This window comes from Dinghuibacter silviterrae, assembly GCF_004366355.1.
GTDB lineage: Bacteria > Bacteroidota > Bacteroidia > Chitinophagales > Chitinophagaceae > Dinghuibacter > Dinghuibacter silviterrae.
Genome location: NZ_SODV01000002.1, coordinates 2,351,964 through 2,371,611 on the forward strand (window position 1 = coordinate 2,351,964; position 19,648 = coordinate 2,371,611).

General features: G+C 58.5%; 16 protein-coding genes. 7 read left to right on the plus strand and 9 right to left on the minus strand.

The window, feature by feature from the left end:
* Window positions 1–31 precede the first annotated feature (31 nt).
* From EDB95_RS26605 to EDB95_RS26620, 4 genes are read left to right on the plus strand one after another with little or no spacing between them, the layout of a single operon-like run.
* Window positions 32–298 (plus strand): autorepressor SdpR family transcription factor, encoded by a 267-nt coding sequence (locus EDB95_RS26605; RefSeq protein ID WP_133999929.1) that lies wholly within the window; start codon window positions 32–34, stop codon window positions 296–298.
* Between the two features lies 1 nt (window position 299).
* The gene (locus EDB95_RS26610) at window positions 300–956 is read left to right on the plus strand and encodes an SdpI family protein (RefSeq protein WP_133999932.1); all 657 of its coding nucleotides are present in this window, start codon (window positions 300–302) and stop codon (window positions 954–956) included.
* Window positions 953–2,383, plus strand: a complete 1,431-nt coding sequence (locus tag EDB95_RS26615) for an alpha/beta hydrolase family protein (RefSeq protein WP_133999935.1) — start codon at window positions 953–955, stop codon at window positions 2,381–2,383. Before EDB95_RS26610 ends, EDB95_RS26615 begins: the two co-directional genes overlap by 4 nt.
* A gap of 52 nt (window positions 2,384–2,435) precedes the next feature.
* Complete coding sequence (locus tag EDB95_RS26620) at window positions 2,436–3,428, plus strand: S1C family serine protease (protein ID WP_133999938.1); 993 nt, start codon at window positions 2,436–2,438, stop codon at window positions 3,426–3,428.
* Window positions 3,429–3,434: 6 nt separating this feature from the next.
* Here the strand turns inward: EDB95_RS26620 and EDB95_RS26625 are convergent, their stop codons facing one another.
* The 7 genes from EDB95_RS26625 to lepA form a co-directional block, all read right to left on the minus strand.
* Window positions 3,435–3,872, minus strand: a complete 438-nt coding sequence (locus EDB95_RS26625) for a hypothetical protein (RefSeq protein WP_133999941.1) — start codon at window positions 3,870–3,872, stop codon at window positions 3,435–3,437.
* Window positions 3,869–6,424: a glycoside hydrolase family 2 protein gene (locus tag EDB95_RS26630; protein WP_133999944.1), complete on the minus strand. Its 2,556-nt coding sequence runs from the start codon at window positions 6,422–6,424 to the stop codon at window positions 3,869–3,871. The genes EDB95_RS26625 and EDB95_RS26630 overlap by 4 nt, the downstream gene beginning before the upstream one ends.
* Window positions 6,424–8,082, minus strand: a complete 1,659-nt coding sequence (locus EDB95_RS26635; RefSeq protein WP_133999947.1) for a RagB/SusD family nutrient uptake outer membrane protein — start codon at window positions 8,080–8,082, stop codon at window positions 6,424–6,426. Before EDB95_RS26635 ends, EDB95_RS26630 begins: the two co-directional genes overlap by 1 nt.
* 12 nt (window positions 8,083–8,094) lie before the next feature.
* Window positions 8,095–11,418, minus strand: coding sequence for a SusC/RagA family TonB-linked outer membrane protein (locus tag EDB95_RS26640; protein WP_133999950.1), 3,324 nt, complete (start codon window positions 11,416–11,418; stop codon window positions 8,095–8,097).
* Window positions 11,419–11,595: 177 nt separating this feature from the next.
* Window positions 11,596–12,609 (minus strand): FecR family protein, encoded by a 1,014-nt coding sequence (locus tag EDB95_RS26645; protein WP_133999954.1) that lies wholly within the window; start codon window positions 12,607–12,609, stop codon window positions 11,596–11,598.
* A 77-nt stretch (window positions 12,610–12,686) separates the two neighbouring features.
* Entirely contained in the window at window positions 12,687–13,259 is a 573-nt protein-coding gene (locus EDB95_RS26650; protein WP_133999957.1) for an RNA polymerase sigma factor, read from the minus strand.
* Complete coding sequence (gene lepA, locus EDB95_RS26655) at window positions 13,252–15,042, minus strand: translation elongation factor 4 (RefSeq protein WP_133999960.1); 1,791 nt, start codon at window positions 15,040–15,042, stop codon at window positions 13,252–13,254. The genes EDB95_RS26650 and lepA overlap by 8 nt, the downstream gene beginning before the upstream one ends.
* 41 nt (window positions 15,043–15,083) lie before the next feature.
* Here lepA and EDB95_RS26660 point away from each other — a divergent pair, with 41 nt between their 5' ends.
* Window positions 15,084–16,316 carry a lipopolysaccharide biosynthesis protein gene (locus EDB95_RS26660; RefSeq protein ID WP_133999963.1) on the plus strand — a complete coding sequence of 411 codons (1,233 nt, stop codon included), beginning with the start codon at window positions 15,084–15,086 and terminating at the stop codon, window positions 16,314–16,316.
* On the opposite strand, the gene EDB95_RS26665 is transcribed toward EDB95_RS26660, so the two are convergent.
* The gene (locus EDB95_RS26665) at window positions 16,244–17,563 is read right to left on the minus strand and encodes a glycosyltransferase (RefSeq protein ID WP_133999966.1); all 1,320 of its coding nucleotides are present in this window, start codon (window positions 17,561–17,563) and stop codon (window positions 16,244–16,246) included. The genes EDB95_RS26660 and EDB95_RS26665 overlap by 73 nt on opposite strands.
* 1 nt (window position 17,564) lies before the next feature.
* Window positions 17,565–18,638: a GSCFA domain-containing protein gene (locus tag EDB95_RS26670; RefSeq protein WP_317129044.1), complete on the minus strand. Its 1,074-nt coding sequence runs from the start codon at window positions 18,636–18,638 to the stop codon at window positions 17,565–17,567.
* Between the two features lie 125 nt (window positions 18,639–18,763).
* On the opposite strand from EDB95_RS26670, the gene EDB95_RS26675 reads away from it, so the two are divergent.
* Together EDB95_RS26675 and EDB95_RS26680 are read left to right on the plus strand one after the other, a co-directional pair.
* The gene (locus EDB95_RS26675; RefSeq protein WP_133999973.1) at window positions 18,764–19,135 is read left to right on the plus strand and encodes a response regulator; all 372 of its coding nucleotides are present in this window, start codon (window positions 18,764–18,766) and stop codon (window positions 19,133–19,135) included.
* Between the two features lie 131 nt (window positions 19,136–19,266).
* Window positions 19,267–19,647 carry a response regulator gene (locus EDB95_RS26680; protein WP_162852809.1) on the plus strand — a complete coding sequence of 127 codons (381 nt, stop codon included), beginning with the start codon at window positions 19,267–19,269 and terminating at the stop codon, window positions 19,645–19,647.
* The last annotated feature ends 1 nt before the right edge of the window (window position 19,648 follow it).

Below are 19,648 nucleotides of genomic sequence, written 5' to 3' on the forward strand. Positions count from 1 at the left end.
TAGATATTTGTCTAATTATCTAAATGCTCCCTTGAACCAGCTCTTCAAAGCCCTCAACGACCCCACCCGCCGGGCCATCCTTGACTTGCTCAAGGACAAGGACCTGACGGCCGGGCAGATCGCGGAACAGTTTGACATCAGCTGGCCAAGTATTTCGCATCACCTGGACCTGCTCAAACGGACGGGGTTGGTGACGGCCCAGAAGGAGGGCCAGTTTGTCTATTACTCGATCAATACGACGGTCATGGACGAAATGCTGCAATGGATTCTTCAACTCACCCATAAAAAACAGCCGTGATATGCGTACAAAAATCTCCTGGACGGACGGGGTGGCGCTGGTTGTCTTGTTCTTGCCCCTGGCTTATTTCATCTATCTATACCCCGGTTTGCCGCAGACCGTCGCACTACACTTCAATGTAAAAGGCGAGCCGGATCGCTGGGGTAACAAAAGCGAGACCTGGCTCCCCATTCTGATGTTGTCCGTTGTGGCTTTGGGCGTGGGTTTGCTGGTGCGTTTCCTGCCGCTGATCGACCCCAAAAAGAAAGTACAGTACTCGGAAGGCACACTGATAAAGCTCAGTTATGGCCTTGTTTTGTTCCTCACCGTTCTCAACTTTATGATCGTACACGCCAGCCAGACGGGGCATTTCGCCCTGGGGCGCGGATTTTTCCCGGTGATGGGCCTGTTTTATGTCTATTTAGGAAACCTTTTCAATAATATAAAGCCCAATTATTTTGTCGGGATCCGGACGCCCTGGACGCTGGAGAACGAAAGCGTATGGAGAAAGACCCATCATTGGGGTGGGCGTCTTTGGGTCATCGGGGGGCTTACCCTGGCGGTGACGACCTTCTTTTGGCCGAAGGTCGCGGTGTTCCTGACGGGGACGGCTATCCTTGCCCTCGCGCCCATCATTTACTCCTATGTGTGTTACAGGCAAATACAAAAAACAGTATGAAACGTTTTTTCCTGATGGCGCTATGCTTATGCGCACGCGCCGCCGATGCGCAGTTGAACGGTACCTGGAGCGGCAAGCTTGCCGGTAGTATCACGGTGGTTTTTCATTTTACGCCCGCTGGAGACGCGACAGAAGGCACCCTTGACGTTCCACAGCAGGGCGCCATCGGTCTCCCGATCCGGCAAGTGGTGTTGAACGGGGACAGCCTTGTTTGCCAGCTAAATGCGCCCCTGGCGACCTTTGCGGCGGTCAGGACCAGCGATTCGACGTTTGACGGCGTCTGGACGCAAGGCAAAGGACACGTACCGCTGTACATCCGTCACCTTACCGGCGCCGAGGCGGCGGCTTTTGCGCCCCCGGCCCGGCCACAGACGCCGGTAAGGCCTTGGCCTTACCGCAGCGACAGCGTTGAATACGATAACACAGACAGGACCGTACACCTGGCGGGGACGCTGACCTATCCGTCCACCGGCGGCCCCTTTCCCGTGGCGGTCCTGATCACGGGCAGCGGTATCCAGGACCGGGACGAGACGATTTTTGGCCACCGTCCTTTTGCCGTGATCGCCGACTACCTGACCCGGAGGGGGTATGCCGTGCTGCGCGTGGACGACCGGACCGCGGGTTTATCCAGGGGCGACGTTGCCGGCGCCACCAGCGCCGACTTTGCAAAGGATGTGGAGACCAGCCTCGCCTGGCTAAAGACAAGGAAAAACATCGATACCACGCGCATGGGGTTGATCGGGCACAGCGAGGGCGCGATGATCGCCCCGATGATCGCGGCCCGGGACAAGTCTATCGATTTTATCATCTTACTGGCGGCGCCCGCCGAGGGCGGTTATGCGACGATGGGTTTCCAGACCCTGAGACCGTTGGAATATGCAAAGGCACCCGCGAACGTGATGAAGGCGAGTATGATGAGGGAAAAAATCCTGTTGTCGCACATGCTCAGGGATACCACCGTCACGGCGTTCATACAGGGCGTAGATGCCCAGTACCGGGCGTATACGGAAACCTGTTTGGACTCCACCCATCACCTTCCCGACTACATTGTCCCCCCGGACCAGCTCCGGGAAGCCCTGGTCCGCCAGGCACCGTCCCTGATATCCCCCTGGTGGAAGTTCTTCCTGTCCTATGATCCGGCGCCGGACTACCGGAGGTTGCAGTGTTACGTCCTGGCCCTGGGGGGCGACAAAGACATACAGGTAGACAATTCGATCGACCTCCGGCTCATCCTGAACTATGTAAATCCTGCGGAAAAACCAAAGCTGACGGAGGAGCTCCTCCCCGGGTTGAACCACCTTTTCCAGCACTGCCATACCTGTACCGTGGAAGAATACGGGAAGCTGGAGGAGACGTTTTCCCCCGAGGTGCTGAAGACCATGGGCGACTGGCTGGACAAACGGCTCAAGCCGGCGCCGCCATTCTGACAGGATTTTCCCGCTGGTATCATTCTGGTGGCTCTTCCCTGAAAAGGCATTTATGGAACCAATGATACAGTGGGTGAACAATGACCTGGAGCGCGACAGGGAACTGCTGGACAGCTACTCCAGGACCATCACCGGCGTCGTAGCCGGTGCGGGCGCCGCGGTCGTACATATACAAGTGGAAAAAACAGAAACGGACCCCCGCACCAAGGCCCCCAGGACCGCACGCGGCGCCGGTTCGGGTTTTATCATCTCCTCCGACGGTTTTATCGTAACCAACCACCACGTGATCGAAGGCGCGGAAAAAATACAGGCGACCTTAGCCGGCGGCCAGGTACTCCAGGCCGACCTTAAGGGATCCGATCCCTCCACCGACATTGCCGTCATCAAGGTATACGGGGAAGGCCTGGGCACCCTTGCTTTTGCCGACTCCGATCGTCTCCAGGTGGGACAAATCGCCATCGCTGTGGGAAATCCTCTGGGGTTGCAATACACCGTCACCTCCGGCATCGTCAGCGCCCTGGGCCGCACGCTCCGCGCCAAAAACGGCCGTCTGATCGACGATGTCCTCCAAACCGACGCCGCCCTCAACCCGGGCAACTCCGGCGGGCCTTTGTTGGATACCCACGGGCACGTCATCGGCGTCAATACCGCCACGATCCCGTCCGCCCAGGGTCTTTGTTTTGCGGTGTCCTCCAACCTCTCCTCCTATATCGCGGGCAAACTCATCATCGAGGGCCGGGTCCGCCGTGCCCAGCTCGGCATCGCCGGCCAACTGGTCAACCTGACAGAAAGAATGGTCGCGGTGGGCAAGCTGTCACGTCACACCGGGGTCTACGTCAGCGAAAAGATCGCCGACGCGGGGGTGCGCAACGATGCCCTCCGGGTCGGGGACATCCTCGTGGCTTTTAATGGGTTGCCGGTGGGGTCAACGGATGACCTGCATCGGTATTTGACGTTTGAGACGGTGGGAGTGCGGCAGGAGTTAACGGTTTTCCGGGACGGGCAATTGCAGACGGTGGCGGTGGTGCCGGGCGAGCGGCGATAGATAGGGTTATCTTTCTCCAAAACCCATTAAAAAGCATGTCCCAAATAACACAATGAACACCCCCATGATGAGGAGATCCTCAGGGATAGGGTTGTAACCGGGCATCATGGCGTGTTCCGGGTATCCGGCGTTAAACTTCAGGGGAATGGTATCTCCTTTGTTCAACCGGTGGCCGGCCAGGTGACTTTTGGCGGAATACCGCTGCCCGTCGACACTAAATACAATAGACGAGCGTCCACCTGGATTGGATATAATGGTGGCCGTTACCACCGTTCCCTCGGTATATACCTTGTAGTCTGCGTAAATCGAATAGCTGAACAGGATGATGATAATGAAACTGACAACGATCGCGGCCCCGATCCTGCCGGTCTTGTTAACGCCAGGGACCCTCTGGAGCGGGGTCGGGGCCGGTTTGATGTTGAGGAGTTCCTTGACGGTCTTCATTGCGTTTGTAAAATAAGGCTTTTATGGATGCCCTTACAAACGGCGTTTATCCGGATGGTTCCCACACGGCCGGTGCTTCGTACAAGGATGGTGGCTACGCCTCCCCGCAAGGGTGCGGTTGACGGCCCGGCGGCAACCCCTTCCCCGCTCACCGAGAAGGCGACTTCAGTCGCATTGTCCAACACCTCGACCGCACCCGCGGAATCCACCAAGGACGCGTGGACAAACACTACATCCACTCCGTTCGCCTGCAGCGGCATCCCCTGGAGGTCGGCGTCGAGTGTCAACCGCGCGGGCACTCCCGGCGTGCGCCGCACGTCGAATGCCACCGGCACGCCATGACGGTACCCCACGGCCTTTAACGCCCCGGGCGTAAATCGTATGCCGGTGAAGGTAAACGGCGGATGCGCCAGATGCCGCGCATTCCCTCCGTCAAAGGGATTCCCCCCGTGGTCCCAGTCGCCATACCCCGAATCCGGTCCATCGTCGGGACTTCGCACCGCGAGCAGTGTCCCGTCACGATACAGCGCCACCGAGTCTGCATTGGAATAGATCACCACTTTCCCGGATGTATCGAAGGGCGTCCACCAGTTGGCGATATAGACCATTGGCCGGGCGGCCTGGCTTTGAAAGAAGTAGTAGCTGAACTTGGGCAGGCGGAAGACGTCCATCACGCCCCAGTCCGTCGTCCCTTTGGTCGGCGCCTCAAACCCATCATAAAACGCCCAGTTGGCGTCGCCCACGGTCCAGGGGTAATAAGACGGCCCTCGCAACAGGTTGTGCTCCCACTGGACGTTCCAGGCGTTGTGTAGCAACGATGCCTCGCCGGTAGAAGCGTTGGCATTGGTCGTGGATTCCGCTCCCCCGAATTCATAATGGCCGTATTCGCGGACAAAACCGGGCTGCAAAGGCTGTACGTCCTGCGGCCGGCCAAACGGGTCTTCCCAACTGTTGTAGGGTACATCCCAGGCAGTATGTTGCGCGCCATACGTATCTCCGGACGTAAAGAATTGGTCCCCGGGGTACTCCTCGTGGGCCACGCGCGCCGAGGCGATGCGAAACGAATCCGGTGGGTAGCTTTCGTTGAGGCTCATTTCCCACATAATGACGCAGGGATGGTTGCGGTCCCGGCGTACGGTTTCGCGTATGTCGCGGAAGACGCGGGAACGGAAGCGCTCACTGTTGTTGAAGAACTGCCAGCCGGGAATGGGATCGGCGACCATCAGGCCGATGGAGTCACAGACCTCGTATACGGACGGGTCTTGCGGGTAGTGCGCGAGCCGCACGAAATTCATCCCGGCGTCCTTGATGCGTTTGAGGTCACGGTAGTTGGCCGCGGCAGACAGGGCGTTCCCGATATAGGGATGATCCTGGTGCCGGTTGGTGCCTACAATCCGATAGGGGCGGCCGTTGAGGACGAAACCGTGAGCCCGGGAAAACGCCAACGACCGGATGCCGATGCGGTGGACCTCTTCGTCGATGACGCGCCCGCCGGAGAGCAGTTGCGTGCGCAGCGTGTACAAATGTGGGTCTTCGGGTGACCATAGGTGTGGGTGTACCACGGTAAACCGCTGTACCAGCGAGTCCGTCGCGTCACCCTCGGCCATGATCTGACCGTCCAACATCTGGCGTATGCGGGTACCCGCCATAAGGCGGACCCGCGCGTCCGCCTTATGGCGTGCCCAGGCACGCATCGCTAAGATTTGCACGTCGTCCGTCGCGGTGGTCCGCACGACAACGGTCGCGGACGAGTCAGACACCTCCTCGTACCGCGCAAATACATCGATATGCCGCGGCGGCAGCCCCACCAGCCACACATTCCGATAAATCCCACTCCAATACAGGAACCCCAACCGCTCCAGGGACTTGCCGGGCGGCGTCTGGTTGTTGTTCCGGTTGTCGACCCGGACGACGATGACGCTGTCCCCGCGAAAAACAGGCACCGTAAACGGCAGGTACCCACCCTGGTGCTGGAGCACGAACCGTCCGTTGACCCAGACCGAGGCGACCTGCATGGCGGCGTCAAACCGCAGGCTGTATTCCCGTCCGTCGGTGGGCACGCGAAAGCGTTTCCGGTAATAGCAGATGCCCACGAATTGCCGCGGGCCGGGGTTCAGCTCCGACTCGTCCCTGGCAGATGCGGGGAGTGTGACGCGCGTCCAATAAGCGCCCCGGATCAAGGGATATTCACGGTTGAACCCGCGCGTCGCCGACGAGATTTCGTCGGATCCCGCCGCCGCAACATGCTCGTCCGTAAATTGCCCGGTAAACGCAGTCCCCTGACGCACCCGCCCCGCGCCAGCGGGCGCATTGGGCGAGTCGATGGCGTACCGCTCCCACCCGCGGTCGAAGGAAACTTCGAGGCGCGGGACGCCGCCGAAAGGGGCCACCCGCGGTGCGCCGCCGGAAGGGGCGCTGCCGGATAGGGCCGCCCGCGAAGCGCCGCCGGAAGGTGCCGCCGGTTGCCCCGCCGCCCGTTGCGCGGCCGCCGCCAAAACCCCAAGGGCCAGCACAAGGCTGGCCCCGGGAAGAAAAAACCGAAACCCCTGCATTAGTACCCCGGATTTTGTTTTAACTGCTTATTGATATCAATCTCTGACTGCGGTATCGGCCACAAATAATTCTTGCTCGGATCAAACAACCGCGTCTCCACCGGTATGTTTCCCCCGGTATACGTCACGACACCGGTGGTGGCATTGACCGTGCCGAGACGCGCCCCGGTAACGGGCCCCGCCATGACCTGGGCCCCGATCTGCCACCGCTGGATGTCAAACCAGCGAAGGCCTTCGAGGGCAAGCTCGACACGGCGTTCGCGGCGGACAAGGGTGCGCAAGGTGGCCTGGCTGTTGTAGACGCTTTGGTCGACGGCGGGCATCCCTGCGCGGGCGCGGACCTGGTTGAGGTCGTTGTAGACGGTGGCGTCGATCTTTCCGGACTCGATCTTGGCCTCGGCGTCCATGAGCAGGATTTCTGCGTAGCGGATGAGGATCATGCTGAGCCCGGTATTGAAGATACCGTTGTCCCCGTTATAGTCCGATAAAACAGCGGTGAACTTCTTTTCCAGGTACCCGGTCACCGAGGTGTTGTTCCCGGACTGGTAAAAGTCGGAAGACGAGGCATCGAGCGGGTCGTAATAGTTAGAACTTCCGTCGGCGTAGGGATATTGCTCTCCGGGATACACCACCGAAGCGGCCAGGCGGGGATCGCGGTTCGCAAAGGGATTGGACGCATCGTACCCGGAGGTAGGGTCGTCGATGGTTTTCCCGTTGGTCATTTCATACGCATCGACCAGGGATTGGAGCGGGTCAAGGGAAGACCAGCCGCCGTAGGTAAAGCTGGGCATGACGCCAACCACCCAGTTGGTGTTGGATGTGCTGGTATTGCCGATGTATTTCACGTCGAGGATGACCTCGCTGTTCTCCGCAAACTTTTCCCGGAACAAATCGGTGTAGCTGGGATACAGGGCGTAACCCAATTGCATGACCTGCTGACAATCGGTGATACAGTCGGCATAATCGCCGGTGTAAAGCTCAATCCGGGCTTTCAAAGCGACCGCTGCTCCACGGGTAATGCGCCCGATTTCGGAGCCCGCGCCGCCGGAATAGGCCACCGGAAGGTTGGGCGCGATGGCGGCCAGCTCGCTCAACACAAATTGGGTGACGGAATCCTTGGTGGTCCGCTGTACGGCATCGGCCTGGGCAGGGGTCAGGGACGACGTAACCAGGGGCACACCACCGTACAACTGGGACATCATAAAGTACTGGTACGCGCGGATAAACCGGGCCTCGCTTTGGGTGCGGGCAAGCAAGCCGGTGCTGATCGGTGCGCGGGTCACGTTGGACAGGAACCAGTTGCACTTCTGGATCGTGACATAGTTGTACAGGTTGTCCGAATTCCCGTTGGGGACGACACCCCCGGGGGTGGCGGAACCGTTCCCGTAGGCCTGGAAGCCTTCCCATGGATATTGGCTGTACACGTTGTCGGAACAGGCGTCCATGTAGATTACGTTGTACCCGTCGGCCCAGCCCTGGAGACCGGAGACGGGGTTGGACCAGCCGGAATAGCAGCCGTTGAGGGCGGCGATGACGTCGCTGGAATCGCTGAAAAGACTGGAGTTGCTCAGGCTGTCGGTGGGCTGCCGGTCAAGGAAATTCTTTTTACAGGCACTCAACGCCAGCAGTAAGATAGGGATATATAGAAGCTTCTTCATTACAAAAGGTTTTTAGAATGTCACATTTAACCCGAACGTCGAGGTCTTGATTTGAGGGTAGTCGTAACCGGCAGTGCCCGCGGGCGCTTCGGGATCGATCCATTTGTAGAAAGACGTGATCGTCAGGATATTCTGTGCGCTATAGTAAAGGCGGATCCGTTGGGCACCGATCCGGCGGGCGATGCCTTGCGGGAACGTATACCCGAGTTGAAGGTTCTTCAGCCGCAGGTAGCTGGCGTTGCGGACCCAGAAAGAAGAGGGGTTCGTGCCCGGGTCGTTCTGCAGGTATGAGGTGGTGAGCAGGCGGGGCATGGAGGCGCCGGGATTGGAGGGCGTCCATGCATTGAGCATGGCGCTGGTGGGTTTGCCCACGGTGGTGCCTACCTGCCCGATGGCGATGCCCTGTGCGTACCCTTTTACACCGGCGGCGCCCTGGAAGAAGGCAGTCAGGTCGATCCCTTTCCAGCCGGCACCTACGTTAAAGCCGTATGTGACCTTCGGGAAATACGTGCCCAGGTAGGTCCGGTCGTTGGTCTGGTCGATCTTGCCGTCCCCGTTCAGGTCTTTGTAGATGATGTCGCCGGGACCCGTATTGGGGGACTGTGTGGCGTGTTTGGCGACCTCCGTAGCGTTCTGGAAGAGGCCCTCGGCTTCATACCCCCAGAACGAGTTGATGGGAAGACCGACCTTCTGGATCGTTATGCCGCTGATGTTGGGACCCGTGCCGGCCAGGCTGGTGACCTTGTTTTGTATAAAGGCTGCGTTGGCGCCGATGTTGTAGGTAAAAGCACCTTGCCGTCCGCGATAGTTCGCGTTAAACTCCCAACCCTTGTTCTGGACGGCGCCTGCATTTTGATAGGGCGTATTCAACCCGTAAGGGGCGGACACCGGGATGTTGAGGAGGATGTTGCTGGTATTTTTGACAAAATATTCCGCAGAAAACGTCAGGGCTTCCTGGAGGAAAGCCGCGTCCAGACCAAGGTCCGTCTCGGTGGTGGTTTCCCACTTCAGGGCGGTGTTGGCCCCGTTGATGGGCGCTACCCCCGCGGCAAAGGCAGGGTTGGCACCCCCGAATACATAGTTCTGACCGGCGCTGACCGTGGTGATATAGGGATAGTAGGTATTGTCGCTGTTGGAGCCCGTGATGTTCTGGTTCCCGAGCTTACCCCAGCTGCCCCGGAGCTTTAGCTCGGAGAAAATGGGACGAAGCGGTTTAAAGAAGTTCTCCTGGGAAATCCGCCACCCTGCCGACAGGGAAGGAAAAGTACCAAACCGGTTGGCGGTATCGAAGCGCGAAGAACCGTCATACCGGAGGTTGGCTTCGAAAAGGTACTTCCCGTCATAGTCGTAGTTAAAGCGGCCGAAAAAGGACTGGAGCGCGAGCTCGTTCGAATAACCGTTCGACGTCTGTCCCGTGGTGGACGCGGCGTTCAGGTCAGATAGCTGGTTGTTCAAAAAGCTCTGGCGGTAGCCGTCCAGCTCATAATATTTCGTGTATTCCTGGGAATAGCCCCCAAGGATTTTTAACGTATGGTTACCCAGGTGTTTCATATAGTCGATGGTGGCCTGGAGCGTTACATACGTCGTATTGTCGTATTTGTCGGTGACGTTATTCGGACCCTGGTACAAACCGGCGGAACCCGTGGCGGTGTAGAACTGGATGTCGGCGACATAAGACTTGTTCTGGTCCTGGGTCAGCGTATACCCTACAAAGGGTTTTACGTGCAGGTCCTTGACGGGTTCCCAGTCAAGACCGGCGGAACCCGTGAGCAGGTATTTGTTATACGTGCCCAGGCTGGGGGAATTCAGCCATGCGATGGGATTCCCGTCCCCGATATATGCATAGTCCCCGTTGGCCCATTTCAGCGGCACCATCGGCGAAATACGGTTGACCTGACGGATCATCTGGGAGAAAGCACTGACGCCGGGATACGAACTCAGCGGCTCCTGAAACGGATTGAAGGTATAGGAAATGTTGGCGATCGCCTTCAGGTTGCGGGTTGCCTGGGTGGTCAGGTTCAACCGCGTGGTAAAGCGCTGGGCCTGGGTTTTGGCCACATTCCCTTCCTGGTCGAAATAACCCAGGGAGAAAAGATACTGCGTCTTTTCCGATCCGCCGCTGATCCCGAGGTAGTGGTTTTGCTGGAGCCCTTTTTTGTTGTAGAAAAGGTTCAGCCAGTCGGTGTTCGGGTGACCAACCGGGTCGGAGCCGTCCTTGTACTGCTGGATGTCCGTCGCCGAATACACGGGCGCCGAGCCGACGTTGGCCAGCGCCTGGTTGTACATCGTCGCGGCCTGCCAGGAAGGGAGATAGTCTGGGAGACGCGTCGGTGTTTGTTTGCCGACGTACACATCATATTCGATCTGCGAGGCCCCTTTCCTACCCTTTTTGGTAGTGATCAGGATCACGCCGTTGGCCGCCCTGGAACCGTAGATGGCGGCGCTGGCGGCGTCTTTGAGCACCGAGATGCTTTCCACGTCGTTGGGATTGACCTCGTTCATGGAAGAAATGATCCCGTCGACGACGACCAGGGGGGCGGTGCTGTTGAGCGTGCCGATCCCGTCGATATTGATCGAGCCAGCGTCCCTGCCGGGTTGCCCGTTGTTCTGGATCACCGTCACGCCGGGCATGGTGCCCTGGAGTGCGTTGCCAAGGCTGGTGACCGGCCGGTCTTCAAGCTGGGCGGCGCTGACCGTGGATACGGAGCCCGTCAGGTCGACCTTGCGTTGCGTGCCGTAACCTACGACCACGACTTCGTTCAGGCTGTTTTGTTGTTTGGTCAACACAACCGATACCTCACCACCGGTCACTTTCACGGTCTGGGAAGCATAGCCCACATACGAAATCACCAGCTCGGTGCCCTCCGTTGCGTCCAGCGTAAATGCCCCTTTGGCATCGGTCATCGTGCCCGTATTGGACCCTTTGACGGTCACCGATACGCCTTCCAGCGGAACACCGGCGCCATCGGCGACTCGTCCATGGACGGGACGGGCCGTCACCACAACGGTCGCGGGTACTTCCGGTTTCAGGATCACCTGGTTGCCCACCACCTCCATCCGGAGGTGAAGCGGCCCCAGGAGCCGGCCCAGGACCACGTCCAGGTCCTCATGAACCGCCAGGCAGGTCACCCGTTGCTGGTCGGGTACGCCCGGGGAGATATAGATGAATTTTACACCCGCCTCCTTGGATAGCCGGTGAAAAACCGTTTTCAATTCTTCCTGGTCCGCGACCAGGGATACTTTCTTTTTGAGCACCTCCTGACCGGCGGCCGGCCGTGCATAAACGGCTCCCGCGGCGGTTAGTGTCAAGGCGATGGAAAGCAATCCGATTCTCATAAAATGAAGCATTGACCCGTGAATGCATGGGCATTTTTTCATAACTTGAACAAGTTTTGGTTTGACGTAAAAGGATGATCAAAACGACCCCATCACAGTGGAATGGCGCTGGGGTTTCCAGGGGGCCTCAGGGCCCCCCTTTATTAAGCGGTGGGTTCATATCGTTGGTTTTGGTGGTTATTGACACGGCCGGGCCTGGATCGTCACCACACCGTCGATCACCTCGTAGTGCGCGTCCAGCGCCTGGCAGATCAGGTCCAGTTTCCGGTAAATCGATTCGTCGCTCAGGTCCGCGCTGATGCGGCAGTTTTTCAAAATCTCCTTGTCGTATTCGATGTCCAGGCCAAACGTGGCACGCAAGTCTTCCAACACGTCCGTCACGGGGACGTTGTCATACCGGAAGCCGGGCCGCAGCGGCTGCACCGCCACGGGTGTATCCACCAGCACCTTCCGGAACTGTTCCTCCCCATAGTGTAACTCCTGGTTCGGCGTAAGGATCACGCCCGTCAGCGTCCGGGCCGAATCCCGGTCGTCTGCGCGGCGCACCGATACTTTGCCCGAGAGCACCGTCACGCGCACGTCCTTTTTGCGCCAGGCATCAATGCGGAAACGCGTGCCCAGCACGCACGTCACCAGGTCTTGCGCATACACCCGGAACGGGCGGTTTGGATGCGGGGCCACCGAGAACTCCGCTTCGCCTGTGAGGTAGACGTCCATGGAGGCGCCCGGTTGGCTTGTGTAGCGTATCGAAGATTTGAGGAAAAGTAAGGCAGTACTACCGTCTGACAGGCTCACCCGTTTCATGGCCGTGCCGGTATTGGTGATCGTCGTGAGGCTGTCCGGAGCCATCGCCTGACGCTCTCCCGGTGGCTTGACGGTATACGAAAGGTACACACCCAGCGCGACGATGCCGACCAGCGCGGCGGCTGCGGTCCAACGGAGTATCGGACGCCAGGGTGAGACGTGCCTCACCCTTTTCAGTATGGCGTCGATGCGCACCCGCACCTCCGCGGGGCTTAGGTTGGCCTCCCGTACCGACAGCGACCGCAACAGCGTCCGCGCCTCTTCGAGGGTGCCTTCGTGCCCGGGATGCAGGCGCTGCCAGTCCTCCCAGAAGACGCGGTCTTCTTCCCGTTCCTCCAGGACCCAGCGGATAAACCGGGGATGGATGATCAGATCTTCTACATGCATACTGTTATAGAACGGACTGACCGGTAAAACTACTGGCGGGAAACGGCTTTTTGCCAAATAATGCGCAATCGGTTGCGCTAGAGCAATGCGCTAAAAGTCAGTCCCAGAGAGGATTCCAGCCAAAACTCCTTAATCTTCCGGAGGCTTTCGGAGAGGAGGTTGTAGACCGACTGACGGTGGATGCGCATGAGCTCGGCGACCTGCGCGGGATCGAGCTTTTGATAGTACACGAGGTAAATCACCTCCTTTTGCCGGGCGGGAAGCTGGTCCAGGATCTGCCTTAGCTTGGACGCTTTTTCCTCCGCGAGCTGTTTTTCGACGATCAGGTCTTCCACCGAGAATTCCAGGGAGAACGCGTAGTCATCGGCGGGGGTGCCGGCCATTTTACGCTCCCGGTCGCTGAGGCGGATGATCCTTCTTTTCAGGGCAGTCAGCAGGTACTGGCGGGGATAATTAATGGCCTCCAGCTTGTGCCGGTTTTGCCAGAGGGTGACAAATACATCCTGGATACAATCCGTGAGCAGGTCGTCGTCTTTTGTGAAGTGATGGCCATAACGGTAAAGGGTATCGTAGTAACGTTCCATGAGCGCCGTAAACGCCCCTTCGTCACCGTCCCGCAATCGTTCCAGTATGTATCCCTCGCTATTCATCCAGCTTAAGCACCGCCAGGAAGGCCTCCTGAGGCACCTCCACGTTCCCGATCTGGCGCATGCGCTTCTTCCCTTCCTTTTGTTTCTCCAGGAGTTTGCGTTTGCGGGAGATGTCCCCTCCATAGCACTTGGCGGTGACGTCCTTGCGTATGGCGGAGATGTTCTCACGGGCGATGATCTTGGCGCCGATGGCGGCCTGGATGGCGATCTGGAACTGCTGGCGCGGCAAAAGTTCTTTTAGCTTTTCGCAAAGCTTGCGGCCAAAGTCCTGGGCGCGGCTCCGGTGGATCAGCGCGCTCAGGGCGTCCACTTTGTCCCCGTTGAGGAGGATGTCCATCTTGCAGATGTCGCTTTCGCGACGGTCGATGGGGGAATAATCGAAGGAGGCGTATCCGCGGGTGGTGGACTTGAGTTTATCGTAGAAGTCGAAGACGATTTCGGTCAGGGGCATCTCAAACATAAGCTCCACCCGGGTCTGGGTCAGGTAACTTTGGTTGAGCAGGATGCCGCGTTTGCCCAGGCAAAGCGTCATGATATTCCCGATGTATTCAGGCTTGGTGATGATCTGGGCTTTGATATAGGGCTCTTCAATCGTGTCCAGGTACGTGGGATCGGGCATTTCGGTGGGGTTGTTCACCGTTACGGTCTCGCCCCGGGTCGTGTGCGCGATAAAGCTCACGTTGGGTACCGTCGTGATGACGGTTTGATTGAATTCCCGCTCCAGCCGTTCCTGGATGATCTCCATGTGGAGCATACCGAGGAAGCCGCAACGGAACCCAAAACCAAGGGCCTGGGAGGTCTCCAGTTCGTAGGTGAGCGAGGCATCGTTGAGCTGGAGTTTGTCCATGCAATCCCTCAGTTCTTCGAACTCGTCGGTATTGACGGGGAAAATGCCCGCAAAGACCATCGGTTTGACCTCTTCGAAGCCCTGGATGGCTTCGACATTTTGGGCCGATGCCAGGGTTAGGGTATCCCCTACCTTGACTTCCTTGGCGTTTTTGATACCGGTAATGATGTAGCCGACATCTCCGCAACCGACCTCATTCTTTGGGGCCAGCCCCAACTTGAGGATACCGACCTCGTCGGCCCCGTAGACGGTTCCGCTGTTGATAAAACGGATCGTATCCCCTTTGCGCAGGACGCCGTTCATGATGCGGTAGTAGACGATGATGCCGCGGAAAGAGTTGAAAACGCTGTCGAAGATCAGCGCCTGGAGCGGCGCAGCCGGGTCGCCCTTAGGGGCGGGGATACGGGCCACGATTGCCCGGAGGATGTCTTCGATGCCAATCCCGCTTTTCCCGCTGGCCAGCAGGATGTCCTCTTCCTTACAGCCGATGAGCTCGATGATCTGGTCCTTGGTTTCCGGGATCATCGCCCCTTCCATATCGATCTTGTTGATGACCGGGATGATTTCCAGGTCGTTGTCGATGGCCAGGTAAAGGTTGGAAATGGTTTGGGCTTGTATCCCCTGGGAGGCGTCCACCAGGAGCAAGGCGCCCTCACAGGCCGCCAGGGCCCTGGAGACCTCGTACGAGAAATCCACGTGCCCCGGGGTATCGATAAGGTTCAGGACGTACTCCTGTCCGTCCTGGATATAGTTGATTTGGATGGCGTGGCTCTTGATGGTGATCCCCTTTTCCCGTTCCAGGTCCATATCGTCCAGGACCTGGTTCATCATATCCCTTTCTCCAATGGTACGGGTCACTTCGAGCAAACGGTCTGCCAGAGTACTTTTGCCGTGGTCGATGTGCGCTATGATACAAAAATTCCGGATGTGCTTCATGAGGCTGCAAAAGTAACAAGAATTCCCTTACCTTTCCCCGGATGACGAAGCAATTATGGCGAACCATAACGGCCAACGTGTTCTGGAAAGGCTTGCAACTGGGATCCACGTTTTTGCTCAACATCGCTATTGCACGGGCATTTAAGGCCGGAGGCTCCGGTGATTTTCTGTTCCTGATCGCTAACCTCCAGCTCGCCGTCGCCGTGGCCGGTCTGAGCATCGAATCGGGGCTTCAATACTACGGAGCGGCCGATAACAGCCTCTTAGGCAAGTTCAGTTTGTTCAGTTTCCGGTATGCCGGCGTCGCTTTTGTAGCGCTCCTGGGGATACTGGCCGCCCTGGTGACCCTTCACATCGTAAACCCCCGCATGGATCGCCTCCAGTTCGTCCTGTACGGCGCCGGCTTTATCGCGGGGTCGCTCCTATTCCGGTTTTTTTCCGTGCTGGGCTACGGTGTCCGCATATTCACCGCCCCGGCCGCGATCGAGGCCGGCGGAAATGCCCTCCTGCTCGGCCTGCTGGGTCTTCACGCATTCCCCGTATTTTTCTTTTCCTACTACGCCATGCCCCTGTGTTGCAGTCTTTTCCTCTTTGGCATTATCCGCAAGCGGCGCGCACCCCTTTTTGCGCCCAAGGACGATAAAAAGATCCATTTTCCTTCCCTTTTACGGTATTCCGGTCTTGCATTCCTCTCCAACCTCGTCTTTTTCGGGGTCTATCGCATGGACTATTGGTGGGTGGCCGCCTACTGCAAACCCGGGGAACTGGGTAACTATATACAAGCCTCCAAGCTGATCCAGCTTTTCCTGTATCTCCCCCAACTGATCGCGCTGATCATTTTCCCCGACGTTGTCCAGGGAATGGCCGACAGGGATACCGTCCGGAAACTGGTTGGGTATACCCTCCTGATCTACACGGCCGGAATCGGTCTGCTGCTGGTGGCCGGCTCCCGCGGGCTTGTCTGGCTGTTGGGCCCTACTTTTGACCAGGTATATCCCGCCTTTCTGCGGCTGATCCCCGGTGTTTATGCGTTGGGCCCCCTGGCCCTCCTGGCCGCCTATTTCGCCGGCCGTAACCGCGTCACGGTCAACCTCTATGGCGGACTGGTGGCGGTGGTCGTGATGTTTTTCGGAGACATGATCTTTATCCCCCGCTACCACATCATGGCCGCCGCCATGGTGAGCAGCGTCTCCTACCTCACCTACCTGGCCTTCGAATGGGTTGTTTTCGTGGCGTTTGAAAAGGCTTCCAGCGCGGCGCCGACGGCGTCGTAGCCATAAACCGCAGCTGCAGCTGCCGCCAACTGCGCCCGTTTTCCGGGTTTCTCCATGATGGCGTGAAGGGCGTCCGCCAGGGCGGCGACGTCCTGCGGCGGGACGAGGAGGCCGCTTCCTGCCGCCGCGGCGGGCCCTGCCGGCGACGCCGCGGTCGCGCCATCAGCCGCCGCGGTCGCTCCATCGACTCCCGCGCCCAGCACCTCCGGGATCCCCCCGACCGCCGACGAGACCACGGGTACCCCGCAGCAAAACGCCTCCGAAATGACGCAGGGCTGATTTTCCCACCGGCTAAACTGCACCAGGGCTCCCGAAGCACGCAGTTCCGCTGCCACGGTTGCATAAGGGACCTCTCCCACCCATCGAAGATGCGCTTCGATCCCCTTCGACGCGCCATAGGCCCGGATGGCGTCGTCCGCCGGTCCGATCAGGAGGAGCTCCCAATCCCGGCGCCGCTCCAACAAAAGGGCAAAGGCCTCCAGCATACCGGGAACGTTTTTCTGGGGCTTGAAATTAGAGACGTGGATGAAACGGAAGGGGCCGGCCGCCTGCGGCGGGTCACCGGGCGCCCCGGCCGCCGTTGGCTCCGCCCGGAACAACGCCGTGTCCACCGCATTGGGGATCACCGCCGTTCGCTTCAGCCGGGCGATCTTTCCCATTTCGCCCAGCAAAAACCGGGACACCGAGTGCACCGCCTCCGCCTGCTCCAGGATCAGCCGGTTGAAAAACCGGTATGGCCAGGGTCGCGAGAAAAAGTCTTCGGGGTTTCCCCGTATGTAGGCGGTGAAGTGCTCGGTCACCACGAAGGGGATGCCCCGGGTCCACCGCAGGTAAAGGGCGTAGAGCCCCGCATTCATGCAAACATGAACGTGGATAAGGTCAGGCCGGCCGTTCTCGCGGACGTGCGCGCGGAAAGCCCGCCGGTAGGCGCGAAAGGCCCGGGTCTGGGAGACGAGCTTGTTCCACAGCGGCCAGCGGGTCGCGGGGGCGTGGAAATAGGAGATGCGCTCCGTGAGGCGGCCCCGATGGGTGAGCGTTTCGCGCGGCGCGGCGGCCCCGGCTGCGCCACCCCGCCCAGCGGGCGCCCCGGCGGCGCCGCCCCGCCCGGCGGGCGCCTCCTCCTTCGCCACGTGTATCACGGTCACGGGCGCCCTCCCCGCCAGGGCAAGGGCATGCCGCTGGACGAAGTCTCCGTTAAAGGGGTCCGTCCGGTTCGGGTACCAGCTGGCGAGCCAAAGTGTGTGCATATCAGGCCGTAAAATAGGCTATATCCGCAGAAAGGTCGAGAAAGGGGTACTTCGCCTGGAGGGCGGCAGCCTCCGCGCCCATGCGCGCCAGGAAGCGCCGGTGTTCTTCCCCGGTCGGGTTAAAGGGTTTATGGCGGCGGGCGGCGAGGAGAGGATCGAGGGCCTGCATGAGGGCCCTGGCGTCCGCGTCCATACAGGAGGCCGCAAACTTTTCCCAGACATATTGGGTGGCCTGGTAGTTCGGGTGGACGAGGTCTTCCGCGTAAAAACGGTAGTCTCTGAGGTCATCGATGACGAGCTCGTAGGCGGGGAAATAGTCCAGCCGGTCGAACTTACCGACGAGGTGGTGGACCGCCTGTATGAGGACGGCCTTGGACCGGTTGTTTTCGACCATGCCCTCGCGCAGGTGACGGACCGGGCTGATGGTAAAAAGCACGCGCAGCCCCGGACGGACCAGGAAAAGACGGTGCAGGATCTGGTCCAGGGCGGAAAGCACCTCTTCCACGGACAACAAACGGTGTATAAACCAGTCCGCAGGGGCCTTGTGACAGTTGGCGACGGCCTGGCCGGGGGCGAAACCGCCGAGGGCCGGGGCACCTGTAACCGCGCCGCCGCGCGCGGACGAGCCCTGCGGCCCCGCGGCAGCCACGCCGCCGCGCAGTTCATAGACCCAGGCGCTGCCCAGCGTCAACACCAGCCAATCTGCTCGCCGAAGGAACGCCGATGCCTCACGCTGCGCCTCGTTCATCGCCTGAAGAGCAAGCAAGGGATCGGGAGACGAAAACCGCCCATGAAACGCCCAACTACTCCAAAGCCCGCCATAGGAAAACAAGTCGGAGGCCGTATACCGCCGCTCTTCCACGCACGCCAGGAGCATATCACAAAGGCTGATGGGGTTAAACATGATCCCGTGCGGGTTTTGGAGGACTGGTAAACGATATGTATTAAGTCTCTCTCCTATATGTTCGGTAAAACATGACCCCGCCAGAAGGATGGATTGGGGGTATCGAATCGGCGCTGACAGCGGCTTTACGTCTAGTTCTGAACGAAACTTCATGTGCCAAAGATAACGCATAGTAGCCTCGTTAAGCGCATGTTATACGGCCTTCCGTTAAGATACGGATAACAAATTCATTGAAAACAACGCGTAGCTTTACATCCAGAAAGAAACAAAAACGCTTACCAAAAGTCCAGAATACGATGTCGGAAATTTTGTTGATAGAGGATGATGAGATACTACTAAAAGCATTAACCCGCTTCCTGCAAAAGGAAGGATTTACGGTGAAGGCTTGCGCGCATGGTAGGGAGGGGTTGCAACAAATCGAACTGCACACCTACGACCTTGTGATCACGGACATCAATATGCCTTATGCGAATGGCTTCGAGGTGATGAGCCGGATCCGGGCAAAGGAAAGTTACAAGGGGGTTCCCGTGATCGTGATCACCTCTATGTCGAGCGAGGCGGCGATCACCCAGTGCTACCAGATCGGGGCCAACGACTTTATAAGGAAACCAGTCATGCCGCACGAATTGCACATACGAATCCGCAAGTTATTGGGAAGCTTTGCTTAGTTTATAGTTTTGCTTATCTCTGTTATCCTTTTTTTACTCAAAAGGGCTATATTTGCTTGACCTGCAATTATAGCCCTCCATTTCTTACCTCTGAGCGCGTCCGGTAGTAGTACATTCACTAAATGACTATTATGGAGAAGATCCTTATCATCGATGACAACGACATCGTTCAGATGGTATTGCAAAAGATCCTGGTAAAGGAGGGCTATTCCGTGGATGTGGCCGTCAACGGAAAAGAGGGCCTTACTTTTATCGACCAGGAAGAATATGACCTTATCATTACGGATTTGATGATGCCGTACGCCAACGGCTTCGAGATCATCAGCAAGATCCGCCAGCACCCGAAGGGGCGTCATGCGCCCGTGATCATCATTTCTTCCGTCACGCAGGAAGACTCCGTCTCGGAGGGCTTCAAACTGGGGGCGGACGACTACCTGAAAAAGCCGATCACCGGGAAGGAGTTGATACTGAGGGTTAAAAGGCTTATTGAGTCGAGAAAGAGTGCTAACTGAG

What these genes read in the sequence shown, in the direction of transcription:
- EDB95_RS26610 (WP_133999932.1), top strand. Translation starts at nt 300, where the DNA reads ATGCGTACAAAAATCTCCTGGACGGACGGGGTGGCGCTGGTTGTCTTG.
- EDB95_RS26615 (WP_133999935.1), top strand. Translation starts at nt 953, where the DNA reads ATGAAACGTTTTTTCCTGATGGCGCTATGCTTATGCGCACGCGCCGCC.
- EDB95_RS26620 (WP_133999938.1), top strand. Translation starts at nt 2,436, where the DNA reads ATGGAACCAATGATACAGTGGGTGAACAATGACCTGGAGCGCGACAGG.
- EDB95_RS26625 (WP_133999941.1), bottom strand. Translation starts at nt 3,872, where the DNA reads ATGAAGACCGTCAAGGAACTCCTCAACATCAAACCGGCCCCGACCCCG.
- EDB95_RS26630 (WP_133999944.1), bottom strand. Translation starts at nt 6,424, where the DNA reads ATGCAGGGGTTTCGGTTTTTTCTTCCCGGGGCCAGCCTTGTGCTGGCC.
- EDB95_RS26635 (WP_133999947.1), bottom strand. Translation starts at nt 8,082, where the DNA reads ATGAAGAAGCTTCTATATATCCCTATCTTACTGCTGGCGTTGAGTGCC.
- EDB95_RS26640 (WP_133999950.1), bottom strand. Translation starts at nt 11,418, where the DNA reads ATGAGAATCGGATTGCTTTCCATCGCCTTGACACTAACCGCCGCGGGA.
- EDB95_RS26645 (WP_133999954.1), bottom strand. Translation starts at nt 12,609, where the DNA reads ATGCATGTAGAAGATCTGATCATCCATCCCCGGTTTATCCGCTGGGTC.
- EDB95_RS26650 (WP_133999957.1), bottom strand. Translation starts at nt 13,259, where the DNA reads ATGAATAGCGAGGGATACATACTGGAACGATTGCGGGACGGTGACGAA.
- lepA (WP_133999960.1), bottom strand. Translation starts at nt 15,042, where the DNA reads ATGAAGCACATCCGGAATTTTTGTATCATAGCGCACATCGACCACGGC.
- EDB95_RS26660 (WP_133999963.1), top strand. Translation starts at nt 15,084, where the DNA reads ATGACGAAGCAATTATGGCGAACCATAACGGCCAACGTGTTCTGGAAA.
- EDB95_RS26665 (WP_133999966.1), bottom strand. Translation starts at nt 17,563, where the DNA reads ATGCACACACTTTGGCTCGCCAGCTGGTACCCGAACCGGACGGACCCC.
- EDB95_RS26670 (WP_317129044.1), bottom strand. Translation starts at nt 18,638, where the DNA reads ATGCGTTATCTTTGGCACATGAAGTTTCGTTCAGAACTAGACGTAAAG.
- EDB95_RS26675 (WP_133999973.1), top strand. Translation starts at nt 18,764, where the DNA reads ATGTCGGAAATTTTGTTGATAGAGGATGATGAGATACTACTAAAAGCA.
- EDB95_RS26680 (WP_162852809.1), top strand. Translation starts at nt 19,267, where the DNA reads ATGGAGAAGATCCTTATCATCGATGACAACGACATCGTTCAGATGGTA.